The organism is Roseomonas nitratireducens (genome assembly GCF_017813355.1).
GTDB classification, from domain to species: domain Bacteria; phylum Pseudomonadota; class Alphaproteobacteria; order Acetobacterales; family Acetobacteraceae; genus Neoroseomonas; species Neoroseomonas nitratireducens.
The window spans coordinates 1-23217 of sequence record NZ_JAGIYZ010000016.1; the positions used below are offsets into that span (position 1 = coordinate 1).

Genomic DNA, 23217 nt, shown 5'->3' on the forward strand with positions numbered 1-23217 from the left:
CTTCGACGCGCACGCCGCCGACCCGCTGGCGCAGCTGCGCGTGCGGGAAGCGGATTTCGCCTGGGTGACGGAAGCGCTCTGCGCCATGGCGGACCGGCGCGGCGGCGGCCTGGGACGGGGTCGTGCCGGGTGCGGCGCCCTGCCCGGTCGCGGCGGCATCCCGCGTGCGCGGCGCAGGCGCCGGGGCGGCGCCTTCCAGCCGCGGCGGCACCGGCGGCACGGCATCCACGACCCGGTCGCCCGAACCGCTCCAATTGTACCAGGCGACATAGGCGCCGATCGCGAGCACCACGCCCGCCGCGACCAGCGCGCCGGCCGGCACGCCGCGCGACGGCACGGGCTCGGGGAACACCAGGTCGCCGTTCTTCGTCGCCGCGCCGCCCGTCACGTCGCGGAAGCGGCGCACGGATTCGTCGGGGTCGAGCCCGAGGGCCGTCGCGTAGGACCGAACGAAGCCGACCGCATAGGCCGGCCCCGGCAGGTCCTTGATGCGCCCTTCCTCGAGCGCGTGGATGTAGCGGCGGTTGATGCGCAGCCGCTCGGCCATGTCCTCGACGCTGGCGCCGAGCGTGATGCGGGCCTCGCGCAGGTCCTCGCCCACGCGGGCGGCCTCCGCGGCGGTGATCTCGGGACGGGGTTGGCGCTTCATGGGCGGCATGGCGTTGGCAGCGGGGCTTCTACCCCCGCACTCCCCCGCGCGCAAAGGGCCAACCGGCGAAGGGGCCGATCACGCCGCGTTGCCCCGGCGCGCCGCGATCGCGGCAGCGGCCTGGCCGATGAGTTCGGCGACGATCTCGGCCGCCGGCTGTTCCTTCGTCACCATCCCGACCGACTGGCCGGCCATGAGCGACCCGTTCTCGACATCGCCGTCGATCACGGCGCGGCGCAGCGCGCCGGCCCAGAAATGCTCGATGTCGAGCTGGGCGGCCTCCTTGTCGAGCTCGCCGGCCCGGAAGCGGCGGATCGTATCGGCCTGGTGCTCCAGGAAGCGCTTCGTGCCCTGGTTCTGCAGCGCGCGCACCGGAATGACCGGGAAGGCGTCGTCCAGCTGGATCGTCGGCATGGCGTCGCGCGCCTGACCGCGGACGAAGGCCTGCTTGAAGGCCGGGTGCGCGACGCATTCGCTGGCGCAGACGAAGCGGGTGCCGAGTTGCGCGCCGGCCGCGCCCATCTCGAGGTAGGACAGGATCGCCTCCCCCCGCCCGATCCCGCCGGCGACGAAGACCGGCACGTCGCGCATGTGCGGCAGGATCTCCTGCGCCAGCACGTTCAGCGATACCGGGCCGATATGCCCGCCGGCCTCCGATCCCTCGATCACCAGAGCGTCGGCGCCGCTGCGGACCAGGCGCTTGGCCAGGACCAGCGCCGGGGCGAAGCAGATCACCTTCGCCCCGCCGTCCTTCGCCTTCTTGATGGCGCTGCCCGGCGGGATGCCGCCGGCGAAGACGATGTGCCCGACCTTCGCGGCCAGGCAGGTGTCCACCAGCGCATCGAGCCGCGGATGCATGGTGATGAGGTTCACGCCGAAGGGCCTGGTCGTCAGCGCCTGGGTGCCGGCGATCTCCTCGGCCAGCCGCGGCGGTTCCATCGCGCCGCAGGCGATCACGCCGAAGGCGCCGGCATTGGACAGCGCGGCGACCAGATGCCGCTCGCTGACCCAGGACATGGCGCCGCCCAGGATGGCCCAGCGGCTGCCGAGGAAGCCGGCGCCGCGCGCCATCAGCCGGTCGAGCTCGGCGAAGGCCCAGTCGGGCGCGCCCGGGGCGTCGGTCACGCCGGCGCGTCCAGGCCGTAGGCGGTGTGCAGCGCGCGCACGGCGAGTTCGGTGTAGTCCGCCGAGACCAGGACGCTCACCTTGATCTCGCTCGTCGAGATCACCTGGATGTTGATCCCCTTCTCGGCCAGCGCGCGGAACATGGTGTTCGCCACCCCCGCATGGCTGCGCATCCCGATGCCCACGACGCTGATCTTGGCGACCTCCGGGTCGGCCAGCAGCGCCTCGAAGCCCACCTCGGGACGCGCCTTCTCCAGCACGTCCTGCGCGCGGGCGAGGTCCGCCTTGCCGACCGTGAAGGTCATGTCGGTCGTGCCGTCCGCGCCGATGTTCTGGACGATCATGTCGACATTGACGTTCGCCTTGGACAGCGCGCCGAACACGTTCGCCGCGACGCCCGGCCGGTCCGGCACACGGCGCAGCGTCACCTTCGCATCGTCGCGGGAATACGCGATGCCGGAAACCACGGGCTGTTCCACGATCTCGTCCTCATCCACCACGAGTGAGCCGGGCTTGTCCTCGAAGCTCGACACCACCTGAACCCGCACGCCGAGCTTCATCGCCAGTTCGACCGACCGGGTCTGCAGCACCTTCGCACCGACCGAGGCGAGTTCGAGCATCTCCTCGAAGGAGATGCGCTCGAGCTTCCGCGCGCGCGGCACGATGCGCGGGTCGGTCGTGTAGATGCCGTCCACGTCGGTATAGATGTCGCAGCGATCGGCCTTCACGGCCGCGGCGACGGCGACGGCCGAGAGGTCCGACCCCCCGCGCCCGAGCGTCGTGATCCGGTTGCGCGTCGGCTCGATGCCCTGGAAGCCGGCGATGACGGGCACCTGGCCCGCCTCCATCCGCTCGATCAGCAGGGCGCCGTCGATGCGTTCCACGCGCGCCTTGCCATGCGCCTGGTCGGTCACGATCGGCACCTGCCAGCCCTGCCAGGACCGCGCCTCGACGCCGATCGCCTGCAGCGCGATGGCGGTCAGGCCCGTCGTCACCTGTTCGCCGGTCGCGACGACGGTGTCGTATTCGCGCGCGTCATGCAGCGGCGAAAGGTCCTGGCACCATTTCACAAGCTGGTTCGTCACGCCGGACATGGCGGAGACGACGACGGCCACCTGGTGGCCGGCATCGACCTCCCGCTTCACGCGGAGGGCGACGTTGCGGATGCGGTCGAGGTCGGCGACGGAGGTGCCGCCGAACTTCATGACGATGCGGGCCATCGGCGGCGTCTGGGTCCTGGGGCCGGGCGGAAAAAGGGGCGCCTGGGCGGTTGCGCCCGGCGGCGGGGCGCGACAGATACAGAGCGGCCGGCGGCTGCGCAACCCGGCGCAGCCCCTTCCCAAGGAAAGGTTCCCCATGGCGGCATCCGGCACGCTCCGCGGCGAGGAGGTCGCCAAGTTCGACGCCCTGGCGTCGCGCTGGTGGGACCCCGACGGCCCGATGAAGCCGCTGCACCGGATGAACCCGCTGCGGACCGGCTGGATCGCGGACCGGATCGCCCGCGCCCATGGACGGGATGCGGCGGCGCTCGATGGCGTGACGGTGCTGGATGTGGGCTGCGGCGCAGGCCTGGCCGCCGAGGCGCTGGCCCGGCGCGGCGCGCGCGTCACCGGCCTCGACGCGGCGGGGGAGGCGCTGGCCGCCGCCCGCGCCCATGCCGCGGCCTCGGGGCTCGATATCGACTACCGGGAAGGGCTGCCGGAGGACTTGCCCGAGGACGAGCGCTGGGACGCGGTCGTGGCGCTCGAGGTGATCGAGCATGTCGCCGACCGGGACGCTTTCCTCGCCGCGCTGGCGCGCGCGCTGAAGCCGGGGGGGCTGCTGTTCCTCTCGACGCTGAACCGCACGGCGCGGTCCTTCCTGATGGCGAAGGTAGGCGCCGAATACGTGCTGCGGCTTCTGCCGGTCGGCACGCATGACTGGCGGATGTTCGTGACACCGGGCGAACTCGGGGCCGGGCTGCGCCGCGCCGGGCTCACCGTCGCCGACCTCGCGGGGATGTCGATGGACCCGCTGACCGGGCGCTGGCGCGCCACGCGGGATGTCGGGGTGAACTACATCCTGATGGCGCGCGCGCCCTGACGGCGGGCGGGGCTCAGAAGGCGAGGCGGAACCGCGCGGCGAAGACCTGGGCGTCGTAGCCCGCGCCCGTCTGCCCGTCCCAGGAGACCTGCGCGACGCCGGCGAGCAGCGGGATGCGGGCGCGCAGCCCCCATTGCGCGGCCCAGCCCGCCACCTGCGGCCCGGCCAGGTTCACCTGCCCGGCCTGGGGAAACCCGGCGAAGACCGCGTTGGACGCCCCGTCCGTATCGCCCCAGAGGTTGACGACGCGCAGATAGGCGCGCGGCTCCACGCGGAAGGGCCCGACCTCGTAGCTGTCGCTCCAGATCGCGCCGACCCACATGCGTTGCCGTTCGGAGGCGCCCCCCTGGCCGCGCAGGGCGAAGGGGCTTCCGGTCTCGGTGAAGCCCTCGGTCTCGACCCGGGCGTACTGGTAGCCGAATTGCGGCGTCAGCGGGATGCCGAGGATTTGGCGGAGGTTCATCGCGACCTCGCCGCCGCCGGTCGCCATCGTCATGCCGTAGCCGGCCGAAGCCACGCCGCCGGCCGCGGCGGATCCGCTGCGCGTCGCACTGTCGCCCCGGCCGCCGACCGCGAGCAGCGAGATCGTGAAGTCGCCCAGTCGGAAGGAGCCGAAGGGCCCGGTCTTCACCAGGTCCATGCGGCTCGATTCCGGCGCGAAGGGATCGTTCGTCGCCATCTCGACGCGGCTCGCATCGAAGATCCAGCCGGCGACGATCCCCGGCAGGGGCACGCCCGCGATGCCGCTGGAGATGCCGCCGAACTCCGTCCGCGCGCCGGGCAGGTAGCGGGACGGGTCCGCGTTCAGCCGGCCGAAGCCGCCGAAGGCCTCGGCGAAGACCGCCCAGGGACGGTCGCCGCCGCCGGCAAAGCCCGGGTCGCCCATGTCCTCGAACAGCCGGTCGGCCATCCGGTCCAGGTCCTGGAAGGTGCCGATGCGGGTCATCGTGTGGCCGGTGCCGATCTGCACGATCGGGGTCGCCGTGACCGCATAGACGTCGGCCGAGCCCGCCAGCACGAGCTGCGGCGTGTTGGTGTTGGTCAGCACGAAGGACTGGCCCGGCGCGACCGCGACGGCCGTGCCGGCGTTCTGGCAGCCTGCCGGCAGGTCCCCGCCATCGCCGAGCAGGCCACTCGTGCCGGCGGTGGCGCAGACGCCGCGCGCGCCGGTCGGGATCGTCGCGGTGCCTTCCCCCGTGATCACGACGTCGAACGGCGTGCCGTTGACGATGCGCTCGGTCGGCGCGCGGCCGACGAGGCGGGGCGCCGAAAGCTGGACGCGGACGGGCGCGGCCGCCGATGTCAGCGCCAGACCCACCGAGGCGACCGCGGCGTTCGAGGCCGGGCTGCCGAAGGCACCCGTCGCGAACAGCGAAACAAGCGGCGACGGGCCGGAGCCGAGGATGCCGTCGATCCGCACCTGCGGCGTCGGGTCCGTCTGGACGCTGCGGGTGAAGGAGGAGGAGGAAAGGTCGAGCGGCGCGGTCTGCGCGAGCGCGGCCGACGGCAGCGCGAGCGAGGCGCCGAGTGCCGCGACGACGAATCGGAGACCCATGGTCTCAGCCCCTCCTGAGACCTCACATTTTCGTGTGAAAAGTTACCACGACGCAAGCAGCAATGGCGGCGCCGGTCAGGCGTCCGAGGGCGGCACCCAGGGAATGCGGGAGACCTCGATCCCTTCGTCGCGCAGCGCCTCCGCCTCGGCATCGGAGGCCTCGCCGAAGATGCCGCGCCGGTCGGTCTCGCCGCGGTGCATGCGGCGCGCCTCCTCGGCGAAATCGGGGCCTACGTAGTCGCAGGATTTCTCGACCTCGGCGCGCAGGCGCTGGAGCATGGCGCGCAGTTCGGCCGGAATAGGCCCGGCCATGCCAGGCGCGCCGGCGGGCCGCGGCGGCTCGGCCTGGGCCGCGGGGGCAGGCGCGGCCGGTGCGGAGGGTTCCGGCGGCGGCGCGGCATTGCGGGCCGGGCGGCCCTTCTTGGGGATGGCGGGGGCCATCAGCGCGCGCGCGACGTTCGTGCCGCCGCAGACCGGGCATTCGACGAGACCGGCCTTGGCCAGCGCCTCGAAGCCGGCGCTGTCCTTGAACCAGCCGTCGAAGGCGTGCTCGGTCGCGGTGCTCGTGCAGCGGAGCTGGTAGTGGATCATCGGTCCTTCATGCCGGCCCTGCCTCCCCTGGCGGACCAGCTCCCCTGATTTGGCACTCTCGATCCAAGAGTGCCAGACCCTGGCTCACGCCGCCAGCATCGCGTCCAGGCGCCCGGCCCGGTCGAGCGCGTGAAGGTCGTCCGACCCGCCGACGGGCTGGCCATCGATGAAGACCTGCGGGACGGTGGTCCGCCCGCCGGAGCGGGCGATCGCCTCCTGCCGCGCGGCCGAGCCGTTCGGCGCGTAGATCTCGTTGTAGGGAACCCCCTTGCGGTCGAGCAACGCCTTGGCGCGCGCGCAATAGGGGCAGAAATCCTGGACGTAGATGTCGACCTTGGCCATGCGCCGAGACTTGGCGAGGCGCGGCCGGAGATCAAGCGCCCGCGGCGAGCCGCGGATCCGGCACCCGCGCCGCGGCCAGCACGTCGACCGCGGCCGCGCCGGCGTCCAGCAGCGCGCGGGCACAGGCCTCGGCCGTCGCGCCGGAGGTCATGACATCGTCGACCAGCAGCACGCGCAGGCCCGCGATTCGCCGCGCCGCGCGCGGCGGCACGCCGAAGGCGCCCTCGACAGCCGCAGCCCGCTCCGCCGCCCCCTTGTCGCCGAGCGGTGGCGTGCGGCGCCGTCGGGCGAGGAGGTCCGGCACGACCGGGCGCCGCGCGATCCGCCCCAGCGCCAGCGCCAGCAGCGCCGCCTGGTCGTAGCGCCGCGCCAGCAGGCGCCGCCAATGCGCCGGCACCGGGGCGATCACATCGGCCTCGGCGAGCAGTGCTCCGCCGGCGCGCGCCATCTGCCGCGCCAGGGGCAGCGCGAGTTCCGTCCGGTCCGCGTGCTTGAAGGGCAGGATCAGCCGCTTCGCGCCATCGTCGTAGCGCAGCGCGGCACGTGCGCGCCGGAAGGATGGCGGACGCCGCGCGCAGGGTGCGCAGGACAGGCCATCCGCATCGCGATCGGCCGCCTGCCCCGGATGGGCGAAGGGGACGCCGCAGCGCGCGCAGAAGGGCTCGGTGACCGACTTGAGCGATGCGAAGCAGGCGGCGCACAGCGTCCCCTGCGCCGAGACCTCCTCCGCGCAGCCGAGGCAGCGCGGCGGCAACAGCGCGTCGAGCAGCCCGGCGGAGGCGCGACGGACGCCCCCCGCCAGGCGCCGCAGCGCCGGCTGCACCCGGCTAGACCCAGGCGCCGAAGGGCGCGTCCCCGTCCTTCTCGACCTCATGCACCAGGTCGATCTCCCAGGAGAGGTATTCGCGCATCGCCGCCTCCACCCCATCATTCCGGTCATACGGCCGGAGGTAGAAGTCGACGCAGTCGGCATCCGGCGGGTCGCGCCGGTCGGCCGCCAGCGGGAAGCCCGCGGCCTTCCACGCCGCCGTGCCGCCGGCGAGGATCTTCAGCGGCGCCTGGACGATCCCGCGCAGTTCCTCGGCCGCGAGCCGCGCCTGCCATTCCTCCGCCGCCGCGACCACGACATGGCGGTCGCCCGTCAGCCGGCCGGCGAGCCTGGCGAGGCGGGTGCGGATCCCCCAGACGGCGCCGGGTATGTGCCCGTCGCGGAAGTCGATGGAGCGGGTGAGCTCGACGATCTGCACCGCGCCCTCCCCGGCCAATGCGGCGAGTTCCGCGGGGGCGATGTGCGGCACGCGGATCGCGGTCGATTCCGGCACCTCCGGCGGGGCCATGCCTTCCTCCAGCCTGCCATCCAGCCCGTCGGTCAGCACGAAGACCTCCCAGCCCCCCAGCTGGCGGAGCCAGCCGCCGGTCATGCGGGCGCGCACGCCGGTGTCGTCCACCAGCACGATCCGCGCTTCCCGCACCGCGACCCATTGGTCCGTCGCCTGCACAAGCTGCCCGCCCGGCGCGGAACGGCTGCCGCCGAGATGCCCCGCCGCGAATTCCGACGGGTCGCGCACGTCGAGCACATAGGTCGTCCGCCCGGCCTCGCCGCGCATGCGCTCGAGGTCGGCGCGCGTCGCGGTCTTCACGCCATGCCGACGGGCGAAGCGGTCGGCTCGGGCGAAGGCGTCCTCGATCGTCGCGGGCGTGCCTTCGGGATACCGCACCGTCCGCCCGCGATCGCAGGCGAAGCCCGCCAGTTCCCAGCCCATCGTGCCGTTGCGCAGCGCCACCACCTTGTTCGGCACGCCGGCGCTGCGCAGCGATTCGGCGCCGAGGATGGAGCGCGTCCGCCCCGCGCAGTTCACGACGATCGTCGTCTCCGGCCGGGTCACGATGTCCCCCACCCGGTACACCAGCTCCCCGCCCGGGACATTGATGCCGCCGGGAATCGTCATGCGGCGGAACTCGTCGATCGGACGGCTGTCGAGCACGACCATGTCCGTGCCCGCCTCCATCATCGCCTTCAGTTCGGCCGGATCGACCGAGGGCGTGTGGTAGTGGTGCTCGACCCATTCGCCGAACGCCTTGGGGGGCACGTTGACGCCCGAGAAGGCGACGTAGCCCGCCGCCACCCAGGCCGGCGTGCCGCCCTCCAGCACCGAGACGTCGCCGCAGCCGATGCCCTCGAGGAAGGCGGCGAGTCGCGCCGCATGGCCTTCGCCGCCATCGACGCAGACCACGCGCACGTCGCGCCGGGGCAGCAACGCCCGGGCCCGCGCCTCGGCCTTCGACAGCGCGCAGGGCACCGCCCAGAACAGGTGGGAGCGCCCGAACTCCCCATCCTCCCGCGCATCGAGGATGGCGAGTTCACGCCCATCGCGGATCCAGCCCTTGAGCGTCGCCGCATCGACCTGCTTCGGCATGCCTGCCTCCTCCCCTCGAACGGCCGGACGCTAGAACCCTTTGCCGGTGGAGGGAAACCGCGACGCTTGCCCCGGCCGCGCGGCGGGCGCATCTCCCGCCCATGAGCAGCCCCGTCGAGATCTTCGACCGTCGCCTGGTGCGCCGCCGCCGCGACCGCGCCGCCGCGACGCAGGATCGCGTCGCGCCGATCCTCTCCGAGGCGGCGGACCGGCTGCTCGACCGGCTGGACGACACGACGCGCCGCTTCTCCCGCGCGCTCGAGATCGGCGGCCGCGGCCATGTCGCGCCGCGCCTCGCGGCCCGCGGCGTGCCCTTCGTCGTCTCGGCCGACCTTTCCCCGGCACTCGCGCGCGCCGCCGGGCCGCATCCGGTCGCCTCGGACGAGGAATGGCTGCCCTTCGCCGAGGGCGCCTTCGACCTCGTCGTCGCCTGCCTCTCGCTGCATTGGGTGAACGACCTGCCGGGCGCGCTGGTGCAGATCCGCCGCGCGCTGGCGCCGGACGGGCTGTTCCTCGCCGCCCTGCCGGGCCTGCCCACGCTGGGCGAGCTCCGCGCCGCGCTGGGACAGGCCGAGAGCGAGTTGCGCGACGGCCTCGCCCCGCGCGTCTCCCCTTTCCCCGACCTGCGCGACGGGGCGGGGCTGCTGCAGCGCGCGGGCTTCGCCCTGCCGGTGGCGGATGCCGAGGACATCCCCCTGCTCTATCGCGACCCCTTCGCGCTGCTGGCCGACCTGCGCGCGGCCGGCGAGGGCAATGCGGTGCTCGCGCGCGACCGGCGCACGCCGCCCCGCGCGCTGTTCCCGCTGGCCGCCGCCCGCCTGCCGCGCGGGGAGGAAGGCATCCCGGCGACGCTGCGCCTGGTCATGCTGACCGGCTGGGCGCCCGGCCCCGACCAGCCGCGGGCCGCGCGCCCCGGCTCGGCCACCGCCCGGCTGGCGGACGCGCTGGGCACCGTGGAACACGGGACCGGCGAAGCTCCGGGGGCCTGACCGCAGCCCGCCGACGCCCGCGCGCTTGCAACCCCAGGTTCCCGGGCGCATCTTCACCACTCACACAAGACGACGGCACGCAGGTTCATGGAGCAGCAGGGCGGCGAAGCCCGCCGCATCACCATCCATCGCCCCGAGGATTTCGCGGGCATGCGCAAGGCGGGCCGCCTCGCCGCCGAGACGCTGGACATGATCGCGGCCCACGTCCTGCCCGGAATCACCACGGGCGAGATCGACCAGATCTGCCATGACTTCATGGTGGCCAACGGCGCCGTGCCCGCGACGCTCGGCTACCGCGGCTACACGAAATCCTCCTGCACCTCGGTCAACCACGTTGTCTGCCACGGCATCCCGGGCGACCGCGTCCTGGCCGACGGGGACATCGTGAACATCGACGTCACCGTCATCCTCGATGGCTGGTACGGCGACACCAGCCGCATGTTCGTCGCCGGCACGCCGTCCACCAAGTCGCGGCTGCTGATGGACGTGACCTATGAGGCGATGATGCGCGGCATCGGCGCGATCCGCCCCGGTGCGACGCTCGGCGATGTCGGCCACGCCATCCAGGCCTATGTGGAACGTCACCGCTTCAGCGTGGTGCGCGACTTCTGCGGCCACGGCATCGGCCGCAACTTCCACGAACCGCCGAACGTGCTGCATTACGGCCGCCCCGGCGAAGGGCCGCGCCTGAAGCCGGGCATGTTCTTCACCGTCGAGCCGATGGTGAATGCCGGCCGGCCCGAGGTGAAGATCCTCGACGATGGCTGGACGGCGGTGACGCGCGACCGGTCCCTGTCCGCCCAGTACGAGCACATGGTGGGCGTGACGGAGACCGGGGTGGAGATCTTCACCCTCTCCCCCGCCGGGATGCATCGCCCGCACGTGCCGGGCGGCGCCTGAACCCACCATTGAATTCTTTTCCGGAACGATCCACCTTGGGTTGAGTTCCGGACGGGAATGCATGGGCAAGCCGCGTCATCTGGCCGAGGCGGGACCGGGAGCGGTGTTCGACCTGCTGCCGCCGGATCAGACGCCGGCGAGCGAGGCCGCGCCGGGCCATCTCGGCCACCGCGCCCGGATGCGCGAGAAGCTCCTCGGCGCCGGGCCGGACGCGCTGCTCGACCATGAATTGCTGGAAATGGTGCTGTTCCTGGCGCTGCCGCGGCGGGACACCAAGCCGATCGCGCGCGCGCTGCTCGCCCGCTTCGGGTCCTTCGCCAATGCCATCGCGGCACCACTGCAGGACCTGCGCGGCGTCGAGGGGCTCGGCGAGGCCGGCGCGGCGGCGCTGCGCACCGTGCAGGCGGCGGCGCTCCGCCTGGTGCGCGCCGAGGTGATGGACCGTCCGGTGCTCAACAACTGGGACCGGCTGCTGGCCTATCTCTCGGCGGCCATCGCGCGCGAGAAGGTCGAGCAGTTCCGCGTGCTGTTCCTCGACACCAGGAACCGGCTGATCGCCGACGAGCCGCAGGCGCGCGGCACGGTCAACCACACCCCCGTCTATCCGCGGGAAGTGGTGCGCAGGGCGCTCGAACTGCAGGCGACGGCGCTGATCCTGGTGCACAACCATCCCTCCGGCGACCCGACGCCGTCGCGCGCCGATCTCGAGATGACGCAGGAGGTGAAGGGCGCGGCGGCGATGCTCGGCATCGCGCTGCACGACCACCTCATCATCGGCAACGGGCGGCACCTGTCCTTCCGGCGGGAGGGGCTGCTGTGAAGGATTTCGCGGCACGCTGCGCACCGGCGCGCGCCGGCCGTTGACCGCTTGCCCGGCCTGCCGGCACGCTGCCGGCATGCGTCACGCACCCCTCGTCGTTTTGCTTGCCCTTGCCGCGGCGGCGAGCCCGGCTGCCGCGCAGAAGGGCGGCTCGCTCGGCAACATGCCGCCGCCGCCGCCGTCCCAGGGCCCGCAGGGCCCGCAGGGCCTCGGGCCGCAGGGCCTCGGGCCGCGCGGCAATGCCGGACCGCAGATGGCGCTGCCGCGCGACAAGCCGCCGCCGCTGCCCGGACCCGGCATGGGCCAGGCGCGGCCGCAGGGCCCCGGACCGGGCCAGGTTCCCCAGCCAGGGCAGGGCTTCGGCCAGCCGGGACCGCGGCCGGGCGGGCCCGCGCCCGGGCAGGTGGCGCAATTGCCGCGCGACAAGCCGCCGCCGCTCGGCGCGGCGGCGCCCGGCCGCCCCGGCGGGGCGCCGGGCGGCGCGGGCGATGGCGGGGCGCAGCGCATGGTCTCCTCCGGCACCGGCTTCGTCGTCGCGCCGCGCCAGATCATGACCAACCAGCACGTGGTCGATGGCTGCACGGCGATGCGCGCGCGGCTGTCCAACGGCCAGGAGATCCCGGCGACCATCATCGCCGCCGACGCGCAGCGCGACCTCGCCTTGCTGCGCACGGAAAGCGACCCCGGCCCCGTCCTGGCCTTCCGCCGCGCGGCGGAGGTGCGGCGCGGCGAGAGCGTCGTCACCTACGGCTTCCCGCTCGCGGGGCTGCTGTCCTCCGGCCCCACGCTGACGACGGGGGACGTCTCGGCCCTCGCGGGGCTGGGCGACAATCCGCGCCAGATCCAGATCAGCGCGCCGGTGCAGCAGGGCAATTCCGGCGGGCCGCTGCTCGACCTGCGCGGCCAGGTCGTCGGCGTCATCGTCTCCAAGCTGAACGCGCAGCGGATCGCCGAGCGCACCGGCGACATCCCGCAGAACGTGAACTTCGCCGTGAAGCACACCGAGGCGGTGGACTTCATGCGCGAACACGGCGTTCAGCCGCAGCTGGAAGACCCCACCGGCCAGCCGCGCAGCGCGGCCGAGATCGGCGAGCTCGCCCATATCTCGACCGTCTTCCTGCGCTGCATGCGCTAGGTCGTCGGGACGGCGTCAGCCGCCGCGGACGGCCCTCAGCGCCGCCGCGGCGAAGGCGGCGGCGTCGGCGGGCGGCGGGTTGCGGTCGGCCATGGTGACCTGCACCCGCACGAAGCGGCCCTGCGCCGCGCCGATGCACACGTGGCGCACCACGGCGGCGCGCCCGAAGGCGCCGGTCATGATCGCGCAGCGCAGGCCGGGATCGGCGATGGTGATGCGCTCGCGCTCGGTCAGGCGGCGCCCGCCGCGGCCGTAGGGCGCCTCGCTGACCTCGGCGACGGCGGAGGTGAGTTCGCGCTCGATGACCGGCGATGACGGGTCGGACGGCGCCGCGCCGCCGGGCGCCTCATAGACGAGGATGGCGCCGACCGCGCTGCGGTTCGCCGTGGCGTAGTCGAGCGCGAGCGCGGGCCCGGGCCGCCGCGCGGTCTCGCCGAGCATGAAGCCGGCCAGCTGGGCCGGCATGCGTTGCGCGATCGTGTCGAGGGATGGCCGGCCCGCTTCCTCGAGGGCGGCGCAGCCGGCGAGGGCGAGCATGCCCGCCGCCGCGCCCCATCGGGCCGCCCTGCGCCACGTCCGTGCCGTCATGCCCCGCCCCGCCCTGTCATGGCGGGGGGAAGAAGCGCACCGGAATCCGGCCGTATCGTGGCCGGCGGGCGCCTCGCGCGGGGCCTCAGGCATGCGCCCCGCGGCGGGTCGCGTCGCGGACGGCGCCCGCCACCAGCGTGATGACCGAGGTGTAGATCACCAGCTGGAGGAAGGTCGCACCCACCCAGAGCCAGACCGGGAAGACCCCGGCGATGGCGGGCGCGAGGAAGCCGAGCGGCAGGAACAGGTAGGCGTAGGCCTCCGGCACCGCGGTCGCGACCTGGTGCGTGCCCTCGTAGATCATCTGGAACGCGACGTAGAGGATCACGAGCAGGCCGATCCAGGCGATCCAGCGATGCTTGTCGAGCAGCCGCGCGATCAGCGTCGCGGCGACGCCCATCAGGACGACCGACACGGCAAGGCCGATGATCAGGATATAGGGATGGTCCTTCGCCGCGCCGGCGACGGCGAGCACGTTGTCGAGGCTCATCGACACGTCGGCGACGAGGATCTGCGTGATGGCCTGGCGCAGCGTCTTGCGCGGCACGCCGGGTTCGGCGCCGTCCAGCGCCTCGACGCCCTCGTGCTGCTCGGTCGTGTCGGCGTGGCCATGGCCGCCGCCGTCGCGCAGCTCGCGGTACATCTTCCAGCAGACCCAGAGCAGCAGAACGCCGCCCGCGAGCACGATGCCGACGATCGAGAGCAGCTGCACCGTGATCGACGCGAAGGCGATGCGCATGACGGTGGCGGCGATGATGCCCCAGAAGATCGCCTTCTTGCGCTGGTCGGCCGGCAGGCCGGCCGCGGCCATGCCGACGACGATGGCGTTGTCACCGGCGAGGACGACGTCGATGAACAGCACCATTGCCAGTGGCTGGAACCATTCAGGCAGCATTTCCAACATGATGTGGACGTTCCCGGAGCGTAGTGGGTCGAATTAAGGCCGGTAGCGTTAGCCGCCGGGCCCGCCGGCGGCAACCCCGGAGCGTTCGGGCGCCCGCCTTGCGCCGCGGCCCCGCCCGCGCGAAACGCTAACCGAAACCGCTTTCGGAGCGCCCGCCATGGTTCCGCGCTATTCCCGCCCGCAGATGGAGGCGATCTGGTCGCCCGCCGCGCGGTATCGGATCTGGTTCGAGATCGAGGCCCTCGCGGCCGAGGCCATGGCATCGATCGGGACCATTCCCGCCGATGCCGCGCGCATCATCCGCGAGAAGGGCGCCCCCCGCGCCGCCGCGATCTCCGACGCCGACGTCGCGGCGATCGACGCGATCGAGCGCGAGACGCGCCACGACGTCATCGCCTTCCTCACCTGGATGGCGCAGGGCATCGGGCCGGAGGCGCGCTTCATGCACCAGGGCATGACGTCGTCGGACGTGCTCGACACCTGCCTCGCGGTGCAGATGGCGCGCGCGGCGGACCTGCTGATCGCCGACCTCGACGCGCTGCTCGCGGCGCTGAAGGCGCGCGCGATGGAACATCGCATGACGCCGACCGTCGGGCGCAGCCACGGCATCCACGCCGAACCCACCACCTTCGGGCTGAAGCTCGCCGGCCACCACGCGGAATTCGCGCGCGGCCGGGCGCGGCTGGTCGCGGCGCGGGCGGAAGTCGCGACCTGCGCGATCTCGGGCCCCGTCGGCACCTTCGCCTCCGTCGATCCGCGCGTGGAGGCCTTCGTCGCCGACCGCCTCGGCCTCGCGGTCGAACCCGTCAGCACGCAGGTGATCCCGCGCGACCGCCACGCCGCCTTCTTCTGCGCGCTGGCCGTGGTGGCGAGCGCGATCGAGCGACTGGCCACCGAGGTGCGCCACCTGCAGCGCAGCGAGGTGCGCGAGGCCGAGGAATTCTTCCACCCCGGCCAGAAGGGCAGCAGCGCCATGCCGCACAAGCGGAACCCGGTGCTGAGCGAGAACCTGACCGGCCTCGCCCGCCTGGTCCGCGGCTATGCCGTCCCCGCGCTCGAGAACGTCGCGCTGTGGCACGAGCGCGACATCAGCCATTCGAGCGTGGAGCGCGTGATCGCCCCGGATGCCACGATCGCACTCGACTTCGCGCTGATGCGCCTGACCGGGATGATGGAAAAGCTCACCGTCTACCCCGCGCGCATGGCGGCGAATCTCGAAAGCCTCGGCGGCGTCGTGCACAGCCAGAAGGTGCTGCTCGCGCTGACCCAGGCGGGGATGAGCCGGGAAGACGCCTACCGCGCCGTCCAGCGCGCGGCGATGGCGACCTGGGAGGCGCTGGGCACGCCCGCCGCGCGCGGCTTCCGCGACAACCTGCTCGCCGATGCGACGGTCTCGGCGCTGCTCGATGGCCCCGCGCTCGATGCGGCGATGGACCCGCGGCGGGACTTCGCCCATGTCGATACGATCTTCAGGCGCGTCTTCGGGGAAGGCTAACTCGTCGAAACCGTGGCGCCGTCGCCGTCTTTCGGTCAAAAGAAGGCGTTAACGTTCTGGTCATATTGAGGAGTGACCCAACCATGCGCCGGATCCGCAGCTTTGCCCTGGCTGGCCTCGCCGCCCTCGCGGGGGCCATCGCCCTGCCCGGCAGCGCCGAGGCCGGCGACCGGCACGGCTGGGGACACCCCGGCCGCGGCTGGGGGCCGCCGCATCAGCGCCACTACAGCTACGGCCCGCCGCGCGGCTACTACGCGCCGCCGCCGCGCTACTACTACGCGCCGCCGCCGCGCGTGTATTACGCGCCGCCGCCGCCGGTCTACTACGCGCCGCCGCCGGCCTACTACTACGGCCCGCCGGGCGTCTCGCTGAACTTCCGCTTCTGACGCGCCATTGCCGGCCGCGTCGCGCGGCCGCAGCGTGACAGGCATGTGCACCCTCATCATCCTGCATCGCCCCGGGCATGACTGGCCCTGCCTGGTCGCTGCGAATCGCGACGAGCGCGTCGATCGCGCCTGGGACCCGCCCCGCACCTGGTGGGACGACGCGCCGGGCGTGACCGGGGGCCGGGACCGCAGCGCGGGCGGCACCTGGATGGCGCTCGGCCCGGCCGGGGTCCTCGCCGCCGTGCTCAACCGCCCGGGCAGCCTGGGGCCGGAGGCCGGCAAGCGCTCCCGCGGCGAATTGCCGCTCGCCGCCGCCGGCGCCGCCACCGCGCATGAGGCCGCCTCCGGCATCGCCGACCTGCCCGCGACCGCCTGGCGGCCCTTCAACATGGTGATCGCCGACCGGCACGCCGCCTTCTTCCTGCGCGGCCTCGGCGAAGGCGCGATCGAGGCCCATCCGCTCCCGGAGGGCCTGTCGATGGTCACGGCCCATGACCCCAACGACCCGACGAGTCCCCGCACCCGCCGCCACCTGCCCCGCTTCCGCGCCACCCCGCCGCCCGATCCCGCGGCCGGCGACTGGGACCGCTGGGCTGGGCTGCTCGCGGATTCCGACTTCGACCCGGAGATCGGCCCGGCCGAGACCCTGAACGTTCCGCCCATGGGCGGCTTCGGCACGGTCTGCTCCAGCCTGCTCGCCCTCGGCCGGGATGGCGCGCGGCACTGGCTGTTCTGCGCCGGCGCGCCGGGCACCGCGCCCTTCCGCCCGCTGGACCTGCCGCCCCCCGCCTGACGCCGGGCTGCCTCCCTTCGCGGGCGATGGCCCTGCCGGGGCGTGCTTGCTATATGCGCCCCTCCCCCGCCGGGCGGCGTCCGTCCCGACGGTACGAAGGATTCCTCCCGCCATGGCGCGACGCCGACAACTCTACGAGGGCAAGGCCAAGATCCTGTTCGAGGGCCCGGAACCCGGCACCCTGGTCCAGTACTTCAAGGACGACGCCACCGCGTTCAACGCCCAGAAGAAGGGCACCATCACCGGCAAGGGCGTTCTCAACAACCGCATCAGCGAATACCTGATGACGCGCCTGGCCGAGATCGGCGTGCCGACGCACTTCATCCGCCGGCTGAACATGCGCGAGCAGCTGATCCGCGAGGTCGAGATCATCCCGCTCGAGGTCGTCGTGCGGAACGTCGCCGCGGGCTCGCTCTCCTCCCGCCTCGGCATCCCCGAAGGCCAGCGCCTGCCGCGCTCGATCATCGAGTACTACTACAAGAACGACCAGCTCGGTGACCCGATGGTCGCCGAGGAGCACATCACCTGCTTCGGCTGGGCGAGCACGCAGGACCTCGACGACATGGTCGCGCTCACGCTCCGCGTGAACGACTTCCTCACCGGGCTCTTCCTCGGCGTCGGCATCACCCTCGTCGACTTCAAGCTGGAATTCGGCCGGCTGTGGGAGAACGAGGAGATGCGCATCGTCCTCGCCGACGAGATCTCCCCCGACAATTGCCGCCTGTGGGATGCCAAGACCGGCGAGAAGATGGACAAGGACCGCTTCCGCCGCGACCTCGGCAAGGTCGAGGAAGGCTACCAGGAAGTCGCCCGGCGACTCGGCATCCTGCCCGAGGCCGGCGTGCGCGACATGAAGGGGCCGGAGGCGATGCAGTGATCGCCCCCGCCACAGACCGGAGCGAGAGCGCATGAAGGCGCGCGTCTACGTCATGCCCAAGGCCGGCGTGCTCGACCCGCAGGGCAAGGCCATCTCCCACGCGCTCGAAGGCCTCGGCTTCGGCGGCGTCAACGACGTGCGCGCGGGCAAGGTCATCGAACTCGACCTCGCCGAGACCGACCCCGCCCGCGCGAAGGCCGCGGCCGAGGACATGGCCCGCCGCCTGCTCGCCAACACCGTGATCGAATCCTTCCGCGTCGAGATCGCCTGACATGGTGAAGGCGAGCCTCATCGCCATGGCGGTGCTCACCGTCCTGATCGCGATGGGGCTGCGCTGGCGGGAGGACCGGCTGGCGGCGCAACCGCGGCTGAACCTCGTCGCACGCGGCAAGCGCACGGTGAACCGCTGGGTGACCGCCGCGGCCATCGCGACCGCGGCGACACTCCTCATCACGGGCGGGCTGCACTGGCTGCGCCTGTCCCTCAGCTGACGTTGGACCCGCTTGACCGCGTCCGCGCGCGGCGAAGCGGGTCCAACGATGTATTTGAACGCATTTTCCGAGTCGCCGGGCGTTTCCGCCCGGCTTGAAAATGCTTTAGGGAACCGCCCATGAAGGCCGCCATCGTCACCTTCCCCGGCACCAACCGCGAACGCGACATGCGCGTGGCCCTCAAGCGCGCCACGGGCCGCGACCCGCTGATGCTGTTCCACCGCGACGCGCTGCCCCAGGGGCTCGACCTGGTGGTCCTGCCGGGCGGCTTTTCCTACGGCGACTACCTGCGCTGCGGCGCCATGGCGGCGCAATCGCCCATCATGCGGGACGTGAAGGACTTCGCGGCCAAGGGCGGCCACGTCCTTGGCGTGTGCAACGGCTTCCAGATCCTGATCGAGGCCGGGCTGCTGCCGGGCGGGCTGCTGCGTAACCGCACGCTGCGCTTCCTGTCCATGGACTGCACGCTGCGCGTGGAACGCGCCGGCACCGCCTTCACCAGCCGCTGGCAGAAGGGCGCGACCTTCCGCGCGCCGATGGCGCATGGGGACGGCAACTACTTCGCCGACGACGCGACGCTCGACCGGCTGGAAGGCGAAGGCCTCGTCGCCTTCCGATACGTGGACGAGCGGGGGGAGGCGACGGAAGCCGCCAACCGCAACGGTTCGGTGCGCAACATCGCGGGGATCCTGTCGCCCAACCTGCGCGTCTGCGGGCTGATGCCGCACCCGGAGGACCTCGTCGACGACCTCATGGGCGGGACGGACGGGCTGCCGATGTTCGAAAGCCTGGCCGAAGCCTTCGCCGCGGCGTGACGCGGAGAGGCAGGGGCGCCGCCCCTGCACCCAGGCAGGAAACTGAGTTTCCTGCACCTTCCGAACCCGTCAGCCCTACCCGCCGAGTCGGGCGTGACGATCGGGCAGCGGCACAAAATAGGAAAATTTGACTATTTCATTCCGCCCTGCTACTAAACCCCATGCCCGACCTCACCCCCCTCCAATTCCACGCCCTCCTCCCCTTCATCCTCCCCCCCTCCCCCCAGGGTCGCCGCATCTCGGACCTGCGGGAACGGATGAACGGCATATTCCACGTGGCCTCCGGCGCCGATCCCTGGCGCTGCCTGCCCGAACGCTACGGCAAGCCGGACACGGTCTGCCGCTACTTCCGCCGCCTCACCCAGGCCGGTCTGTGGGAAAGGCTGCTCGTGGCACTCAAGGACTGCAATCCCACGCATCCGCTGTGGGAGATCGCCAAGGGAATCTTCCGCGCCTGCCGCCGCGCCGTCCGGCTGCGCGGGCTGCGCTTCATCATGCTCATCCGCCGCCTGGGCTTCATCGATGCGCTGAACGGCCCGCCGGACAAGGTCCCGAACCCCGCCATCTTCACCTGGCTCAAGCGCTTCGACATGCCCCCGGCGCCGACCGGCCCCCGGCAGGACGAGATCTTCCTCGACATCATCCGCCTGCTGAAGCGGCTGCATCGCAAGGCCGGCGGCGTGTTGCGCCTGCCGCGCGCCACGCGCCTGGCCTGGTCGTGACGGCGCCTCTGGACAGCGGCGCGCGCCCTGCCGACAAGGCGCCATGACCGCTGCCGCCCCCACCCCGCTCGACCCCGCCCGCGCCGCCCAGCTCGCGGCCGAATTCGGACTGAAGCCGGATGAATACCAGCGCGCGCTGGCCATCCTCGGCCGCACGCCGTCCCTGACCGAGCTCGGCATCTTCTCGGTCATGTGGTCGGAGCACTGCTCCTACAAATCCTCCCGCATCTGGCTCAAGGAACTGCCGACCAAGGCGCCCTGGGTCATCCAGGGGCCGGGGGAGAATGCCGGCGTGATCGCGATCGGCGATGGGCTGGCCGCGGTCTTCAAGATGGAAAGCCACAACCACCCGTCCTGGATCGAGCCCTACAACGGTGCTGCGACCGGCGTGGGCGGCATCCTGCGCGATGTCTTCACCATGGGCGCGCGGCCGATCGCGAACCTCAACGCGCTGCGCTTCGGGTCCCCCGACGCGCAGCGCATGAAGCAGGTGATCGACGGCGTGGTGCGCGGCATCGGCGGCTACGGCAATTGCGTGGGCGTGCCCACCGTGGGCGGGGAGGTGAACTTCCACCCGGCCTACAACGGCAACCCGCTGGTCAATGCCATGACGGTCGGCATCGCCAGGGCCGACCGCATCTTCACCGCGGCCGCGACCGGCGTCGGCAACCCCGTCGTCTATGTGGGGTCCAAGACCGGCCGGGACGGCATCCACGGCGCCACCATGTCCTCCGCCGAGTTCAGCGCGGACAGCGAGGAAAAGCGCCCCACCGTCCAGATCGGCGACCCCTTCGCGGAGAAGCTGCTGATCGAGGCCTGCATGGAGCTGATGGCGACCGACGCCATCGTCGCCATCCAGGACATGGGCGCGGCCGGCCTCACCAGCTCCGGCGTGGAGATGGCCGGCAAGGGCGGCATGGGCGTCGAGCTGGTGCTGGACCACGTCCCCCAGCGCGAAGAAGGCATGACGGCCTATGAGATGATGCTGAGCGAGAGCCAGGAGCGGATGCTCATGGTCCTCAAGCCCGGCCGGGAAGCCGAGGCGGAGGCGATCTTCCGCAAATGGGAACTCGACTTCGCCGTGATCGGCCACCTGACCGACACGGGCCGCATCGTCATCCGCCACAAGGGACAGATCGAGGCCGACATCCCGCTCGCGCCGCTCGAATCGGAAGCCCCGCTCTATCGCCGCCCCACAGAAGAAACGCCGAAGCAGCCCGTGGTCGACGCCGCGACCGTCGCCGACCCGATCGGCATCGCGCCGGCGCTGATGCGCCTGGTGGCCTGCCCGGACCTCTGCTCCCGCCGCTGGATCTGGGACCAGTACGACAGCCTGGTGAACGGCCAGACGGTCAAGCGCCCAGGTGCTGCGGACGCGGCCATCGTGCGGATCGAGGACCATGACCGCGCGCTCGCCATGACGACCGACTGCACGCCGCGCTACTGCGTGGCGGATCCCGAGGAAGGCGGCAGGCAGGCGGTGGCCGAGGCCTGGCGGAACATCACCGCGACGGGTGCCCTGCCGCTCGCCATCACCGACAACATGAATTTCGGCAACCCCGAGAAGCCGCGGATCATGGGGCAGTTCGCCGCCGCCGTGCGCGGCATGGCCTCCGCCTGCACCGCGCTCGACTTCCCCGTCATCAGCGGCAACGTCTCGCTCTACAACGAGACCGAAGGCCGCGCGATCCTGCCCACCCCGGCGATCGGCGGCGTCGGCGTGCTCGACGACGCGCGCCGCGCGATCGGGCTCGGCCTGCCCGCGAACGCCGACCTCGTGCTGCTCGGGGTGACGAAGGGCTGGCTCGGCCAGTCGATCTGGCTGCGGGAAGTGGCGGGCCGGGAGGACGGCGCGCCGCCGCCCGTGGATCTCGCGGCCGAGCGCCGGACCGGGGATTTTGTCCGCGAACGCATCCTCGCGGGCGAAGTGCTCGCCTGCCACGACTGCGCCGATGGCGGGCTGCTGGTGACGGTGGCCGAGATGGCGATGGAGACGGGCGTGGGCGCGACCCTGGCCCCGGCGCCGGAGGGGCTGCCGGAGCACGCCTTCTGGTTCGGGGAGGACCAGGGCCGCTACGTGCTCGCCGTGGCCGATGCCGCGCCGCTGCTGGCCGCGGCGTCGGCGGCCGGCGTGCCGGCGACGCGGCTGGGGCGGTCCGGCGGCGGGGACTTGGTTCTCGCCGGCGGCCGGTCCATATCGGTGGAAGCGCTGCGGGGGGCGCATGAAGCAACCCTCCCCGCGCTGATGCAGGGGAGGCAGGTCTGATGGCGATGCAACCGGCGGAGATCGAGGCGCTGATCAAGGCGGCGCTCCCCGATGCCGAGGTGACCATCGAGGACCTGGCCGGGGACGGCGACCACTACGCCGCCAAGGTGGTCTCGGAGGCGTTCCGCGGCCTCTCCCGCGTCAAGCAGCACCAGATCGTCTACGCCGCGCTGCAGGGCCGCATGGGCGGCGTGCTGCACGCGCTGGCGCTCCAGACCTCAGCCCCGGAACAGGACCCCGTGCGATGAGCAACCCGACCTTCGAGCGCATCCAGGCCGACATCACCGAGAACCCGGTGGTGCTCTTCATGAAGGGGACGCCCGTGTTCCCGCAATGCGGCTTCTCGGCCCGCGTCGTCCAGATCCTCAGCCACATGGGCGTGCCCTTCAAGGGCGTGAACGTGCTCGAGGACATGGAGATCCGGGAAGGCATCAAGTCCTTCACCAACTGGCCGACCATCCCGCAGCTCTACGTGAAGGGCGAGTTCGTCGGCGGCTGCGACATCGTGATGGAGATGTTCCAGTCGGGCGAGCTCTCGACCCTGCTGAACGAGAAGGGCGTGGCCCACAAGGCCGAGGCCTGATGCGAAGTCCGGGACCGTGCCCCACGGCGCGGTCCCGGATCCCCCGGCGGGTTCGTCCGGAAGGTGCCTCAGCGCCCCGTCAGGCGCGCGATATCGATGGCCCGTGCGTAGGCGAGCTTCGCCTCCGGCCCGGCATCCCCCTGCACCTGGACCAGGATGCGGTTGTCCACCAGCATCTGGATGTTCCCGTCGTTCGACTGGATGGCGCGCTGTTCGCCCACGCGCACCAGCCGCCCCATCGCCCCGGCCAGCATCGGGTTCGCCAGCACGGCGGCGAGCTGGGCGATGAGTGGGTTGTCGCTCATCACCTGGATCTCGACGGACTGCCCCTGCGCATTGGCATAGCGGCGGGAGGCGGAGCTGCCGCCGAAGATCCCGGAGATCCCGGCCGCGTTCGACTGCGCTTCCTCGGCGGTCCAGCCCGGCAGCGCGGCGGGCAGGGCGCCTGCAAGGCCCGCGGCGGCGCGCTGGGCGAGGAGCTGCAACGCCTCCTGCAACGCGGTCTGGGCTGCCGGGATGCGGCCCGCGGCATAGGCGCGCTGCGCCTCGGCGATCGCGTCCGAGACCTCATCGGCCCGGGCCGGCGCGGCGGCGACCAGTGTCCCGAGCGCTGTGGCGAGAAGGATGGAACGGCGCATGGCGATCGTCTCCGGCATGGCAGCGCCAGCATAGCGGCGCGGCGCGCCCGGGCC

At 72.4% G+C, this 23217-nt stretch carries 27 protein-coding genes; 16 read left to right on the plus strand and 11 right to left on the minus strand.

Annotated elements, in window-relative coordinates; genetic code table 11:
- The 3 genes from J5Y09_RS24855 to J5Y09_RS16110 form a co-directional block, all read right to left on the minus strand.
- Positions 1–649: helix-turn-helix domain-containing protein (locus tag J5Y09_RS24855; protein WP_209352839.1), on the minus strand; the 649-nt coding region annotated here is incomplete at its 3' end.
- Between the two features lie 78 nt (positions 650–727).
- Entirely contained in the window at positions 728–1720 is a 993-nt protein-coding gene (locus tag J5Y09_RS16105; protein ID WP_209352944.1) for an NAD(P)H-dependent flavin oxidoreductase, read from the minus strand.
- Positions 1721–1770: 50 nt separating this feature from the next.
- Positions 1771–2994 (minus strand): aspartate kinase, encoded by a 1224-nt coding sequence (locus J5Y09_RS16110; RefSeq protein WP_209352840.1) that lies wholly within the window; start codon positions 2992–2994, stop codon positions 1771–1773.
- A 136-nt stretch (positions 2995–3130) separates the two neighbouring features.
- On the opposite strand from J5Y09_RS16110, the gene ubiG reads away from it, so the two are divergent.
- Positions 3131–3856, plus strand: a complete 726-nt coding sequence (gene ubiG / locus J5Y09_RS16115; protein ID WP_209352841.1) for a bifunctional 2-polyprenyl-6-hydroxyphenol methylase/3-demethylubiquinol 3-O-methyltransferase UbiG — start codon at positions 3131–3133, stop codon at positions 3854–3856.
- Between the two features lie 13 nt (positions 3857–3869).
- Here the strand turns inward: ubiG and J5Y09_RS16120 are convergent, their stop codons facing one another.
- The 5 genes from J5Y09_RS16120 to J5Y09_RS16140 form a co-directional block, all read right to left on the minus strand.
- Complete coding sequence (locus J5Y09_RS16120) at positions 3870–5411, minus strand: autotransporter outer membrane beta-barrel domain-containing protein (RefSeq protein ID WP_209352842.1); 1542 nt, start codon at positions 5409–5411, stop codon at positions 3870–3872.
- Positions 5412–5486: 75 nt separating this feature from the next.
- On the minus strand, positions 5487–6002 hold the full coding sequence (locus J5Y09_RS16125) for a DUF1178 family protein (RefSeq protein WP_209352843.1): 516 nt from the start codon (positions 6000–6002) through the stop codon (positions 5487–5489).
- A gap of 84 nt (positions 6003–6086) precedes the next feature.
- Positions 6087–6344, minus strand: a complete 258-nt coding sequence (gene grxC / locus J5Y09_RS16130; RefSeq protein ID WP_209352844.1) for a glutaredoxin 3 — start codon at positions 6342–6344, stop codon at positions 6087–6089.
- Between the two features lie 31 nt (positions 6345–6375).
- Positions 6376–7167 carry a double zinc ribbon domain-containing protein gene (locus J5Y09_RS16135; protein ID WP_342451492.1) on the minus strand — a complete coding sequence of 264 codons (792 nt, stop codon included), beginning with the start codon at positions 7165–7167 and terminating at the stop codon, positions 6376–6378.
- A 4-nt stretch (positions 7168–7171) separates the two neighbouring features.
- Complete coding sequence (locus J5Y09_RS16140) at positions 7172–8761, minus strand: rhodanese-like domain-containing protein (protein ID WP_209352846.1); 1590 nt, start codon at positions 8759–8761, stop codon at positions 7172–7174.
- A gap of 101 nt (positions 8762–8862) precedes the next feature.
- Between J5Y09_RS16140 and J5Y09_RS16145 the strand changes: the two genes are divergently transcribed.
- The 4 genes from J5Y09_RS16145 to J5Y09_RS24635 all read left to right on the plus strand — a co-directional run bounded on the left by J5Y09_RS16145 (position 8863) and on the right by J5Y09_RS24635 (position 12605).
- On the plus strand, positions 8863–9750 hold the full coding sequence (locus J5Y09_RS16145) for a methyltransferase domain-containing protein (RefSeq protein WP_209352847.1): 888 nt from the start codon (positions 8863–8865) through the stop codon (positions 9748–9750).
- Between the two features lie 87 nt (positions 9751–9837).
- Positions 9838–10650, plus strand: coding sequence for a type I methionyl aminopeptidase (gene map / locus J5Y09_RS16150; RefSeq protein WP_209352848.1), 813 nt, complete (start codon positions 9838–9840; stop codon positions 10648–10650).
- A gap of 61 nt (positions 10651–10711) precedes the next feature.
- Positions 10712–11470 carry a RadC family protein gene (gene radC / locus J5Y09_RS16155; RefSeq protein WP_209352849.1) on the plus strand — a complete coding sequence of 253 codons (759 nt, stop codon included), beginning with the start codon at positions 10712–10714 and terminating at the stop codon, positions 11468–11470.
- 76 nt (positions 11471–11546) lie between these two features.
- Positions 11547–12605 carry a S1C family serine protease gene (locus J5Y09_RS24635; protein WP_209352850.1) on the plus strand — a complete coding sequence of 353 codons (1059 nt, stop codon included), beginning with the start codon at positions 11547–11549 and terminating at the stop codon, positions 12603–12605.
- A 15-nt stretch (positions 12606–12620) separates the two neighbouring features.
- Here J5Y09_RS24635 and J5Y09_RS16165 read toward each other — a convergent pair whose 3' ends face one another.
- On the minus strand, positions 12621–13142 hold the full coding sequence (locus J5Y09_RS16165; RefSeq protein WP_209352851.1) for a hypothetical protein: 522 nt from the start codon (positions 13140–13142) through the stop codon (positions 12621–12623).
- A 136-nt stretch (positions 13143–13278) separates the two neighbouring features.
- Positions 13279–14097: a TerC family protein gene (locus tag J5Y09_RS16170; RefSeq protein WP_209352852.1), complete on the minus strand. Its 819-nt coding sequence runs from the start codon at positions 14095–14097 to the stop codon at positions 13279–13281.
- A 157-nt stretch (positions 14098–14254) separates the two neighbouring features.
- Between J5Y09_RS16170 and purB the strand changes: the two genes are divergently transcribed.
- From purB to grxD, 11 genes are all read left to right on the plus strand, one after another.
- The gene (purB, locus tag J5Y09_RS16175; protein ID WP_209352853.1) at positions 14255–15592 is read left to right on the plus strand and encodes an adenylosuccinate lyase; all 1338 of its coding nucleotides are present in this window, start codon (positions 14255–14257) and stop codon (positions 15590–15592) included.
- Positions 15593–15675: 83 nt separating this feature from the next.
- Entirely contained in the window at positions 15676–15978 is a 303-nt protein-coding gene (locus J5Y09_RS16180) for a hypothetical protein (RefSeq protein ID WP_209352854.1), read from the plus strand.
- Between the two features lie 43 nt (positions 15979–16021).
- Complete coding sequence (locus J5Y09_RS16185) at positions 16022–16771, plus strand: NRDE family protein (RefSeq protein WP_209352855.1); 750 nt, start codon at positions 16022–16024, stop codon at positions 16769–16771.
- A 112-nt stretch (positions 16772–16883) separates the two neighbouring features.
- On the plus strand, positions 16884–17648 hold the full coding sequence (gene purC / locus J5Y09_RS16190) for a phosphoribosylaminoimidazolesuccinocarboxamide synthase (protein ID WP_209352856.1): 765 nt from the start codon (positions 16884–16886) through the stop codon (positions 17646–17648).
- Between the two features lie 31 nt (positions 17649–17679).
- Positions 17680–17919, plus strand: coding sequence for a phosphoribosylformylglycinamidine synthase subunit PurS (purS, locus tag J5Y09_RS16195; RefSeq protein ID WP_209352857.1), 240 nt, complete (start codon positions 17680–17682; stop codon positions 17917–17919).
- A gap of 1 nt (position 17920) precedes the next feature.
- On the plus strand, positions 17921–18139 hold the full coding sequence (locus tag J5Y09_RS16200; RefSeq protein WP_209352858.1) for a hypothetical protein: 219 nt from the start codon (positions 17921–17923) through the stop codon (positions 18137–18139).
- 119 nt (positions 18140–18258) lie between these two features.
- Complete coding sequence (gene purQ, locus J5Y09_RS16205; protein WP_209352859.1) at positions 18259–18954, plus strand: phosphoribosylformylglycinamidine synthase subunit PurQ; 696 nt, start codon at positions 18259–18261, stop codon at positions 18952–18954.
- 161 nt (positions 18955–19115) lie between these two features.
- Positions 19116–19676 carry a transposase gene (locus J5Y09_RS16210; RefSeq protein ID WP_209352860.1) on the plus strand — a complete coding sequence of 187 codons (561 nt, stop codon included), beginning with the start codon at positions 19116–19118 and terminating at the stop codon, positions 19674–19676.
- A gap of 43 nt (positions 19677–19719) precedes the next feature.
- Positions 19720–21942 carry a phosphoribosylformylglycinamidine synthase subunit PurL gene (purL, locus tag J5Y09_RS16215; protein ID WP_209352861.1) on the plus strand — a complete coding sequence of 741 codons (2223 nt, stop codon included), beginning with the start codon at positions 19720–19722 and terminating at the stop codon, positions 21940–21942.
- Positions 21942–22190 carry a BolA family protein gene (locus tag J5Y09_RS16220; RefSeq protein ID WP_198376500.1) on the plus strand — a complete coding sequence of 83 codons (249 nt, stop codon included), beginning with the start codon at positions 21942–21944 and terminating at the stop codon, positions 22188–22190. Before purL ends, J5Y09_RS16220 begins: the two co-directional genes overlap by 1 nt.
- A complete protein-coding gene (gene grxD / locus J5Y09_RS16225) occupies positions 22187–22525 on the plus strand; it encodes a Grx4 family monothiol glutaredoxin (protein ID WP_209352862.1) in 339 nt (112 codons plus the stop codon). Before J5Y09_RS16220 ends, grxD begins: the two co-directional genes overlap by 4 nt.
- 68 nt (positions 22526–22593) lie before the next feature.
- On the opposite strand, the gene J5Y09_RS16230 is transcribed toward grxD, so the two are convergent.
- Complete coding sequence (locus tag J5Y09_RS16230) at positions 22594–23163, minus strand: hypothetical protein (protein WP_209352863.1); 570 nt, start codon at positions 23161–23163, stop codon at positions 22594–22596.
- Positions 23164–23217 lie beyond the last annotated feature (54 nt).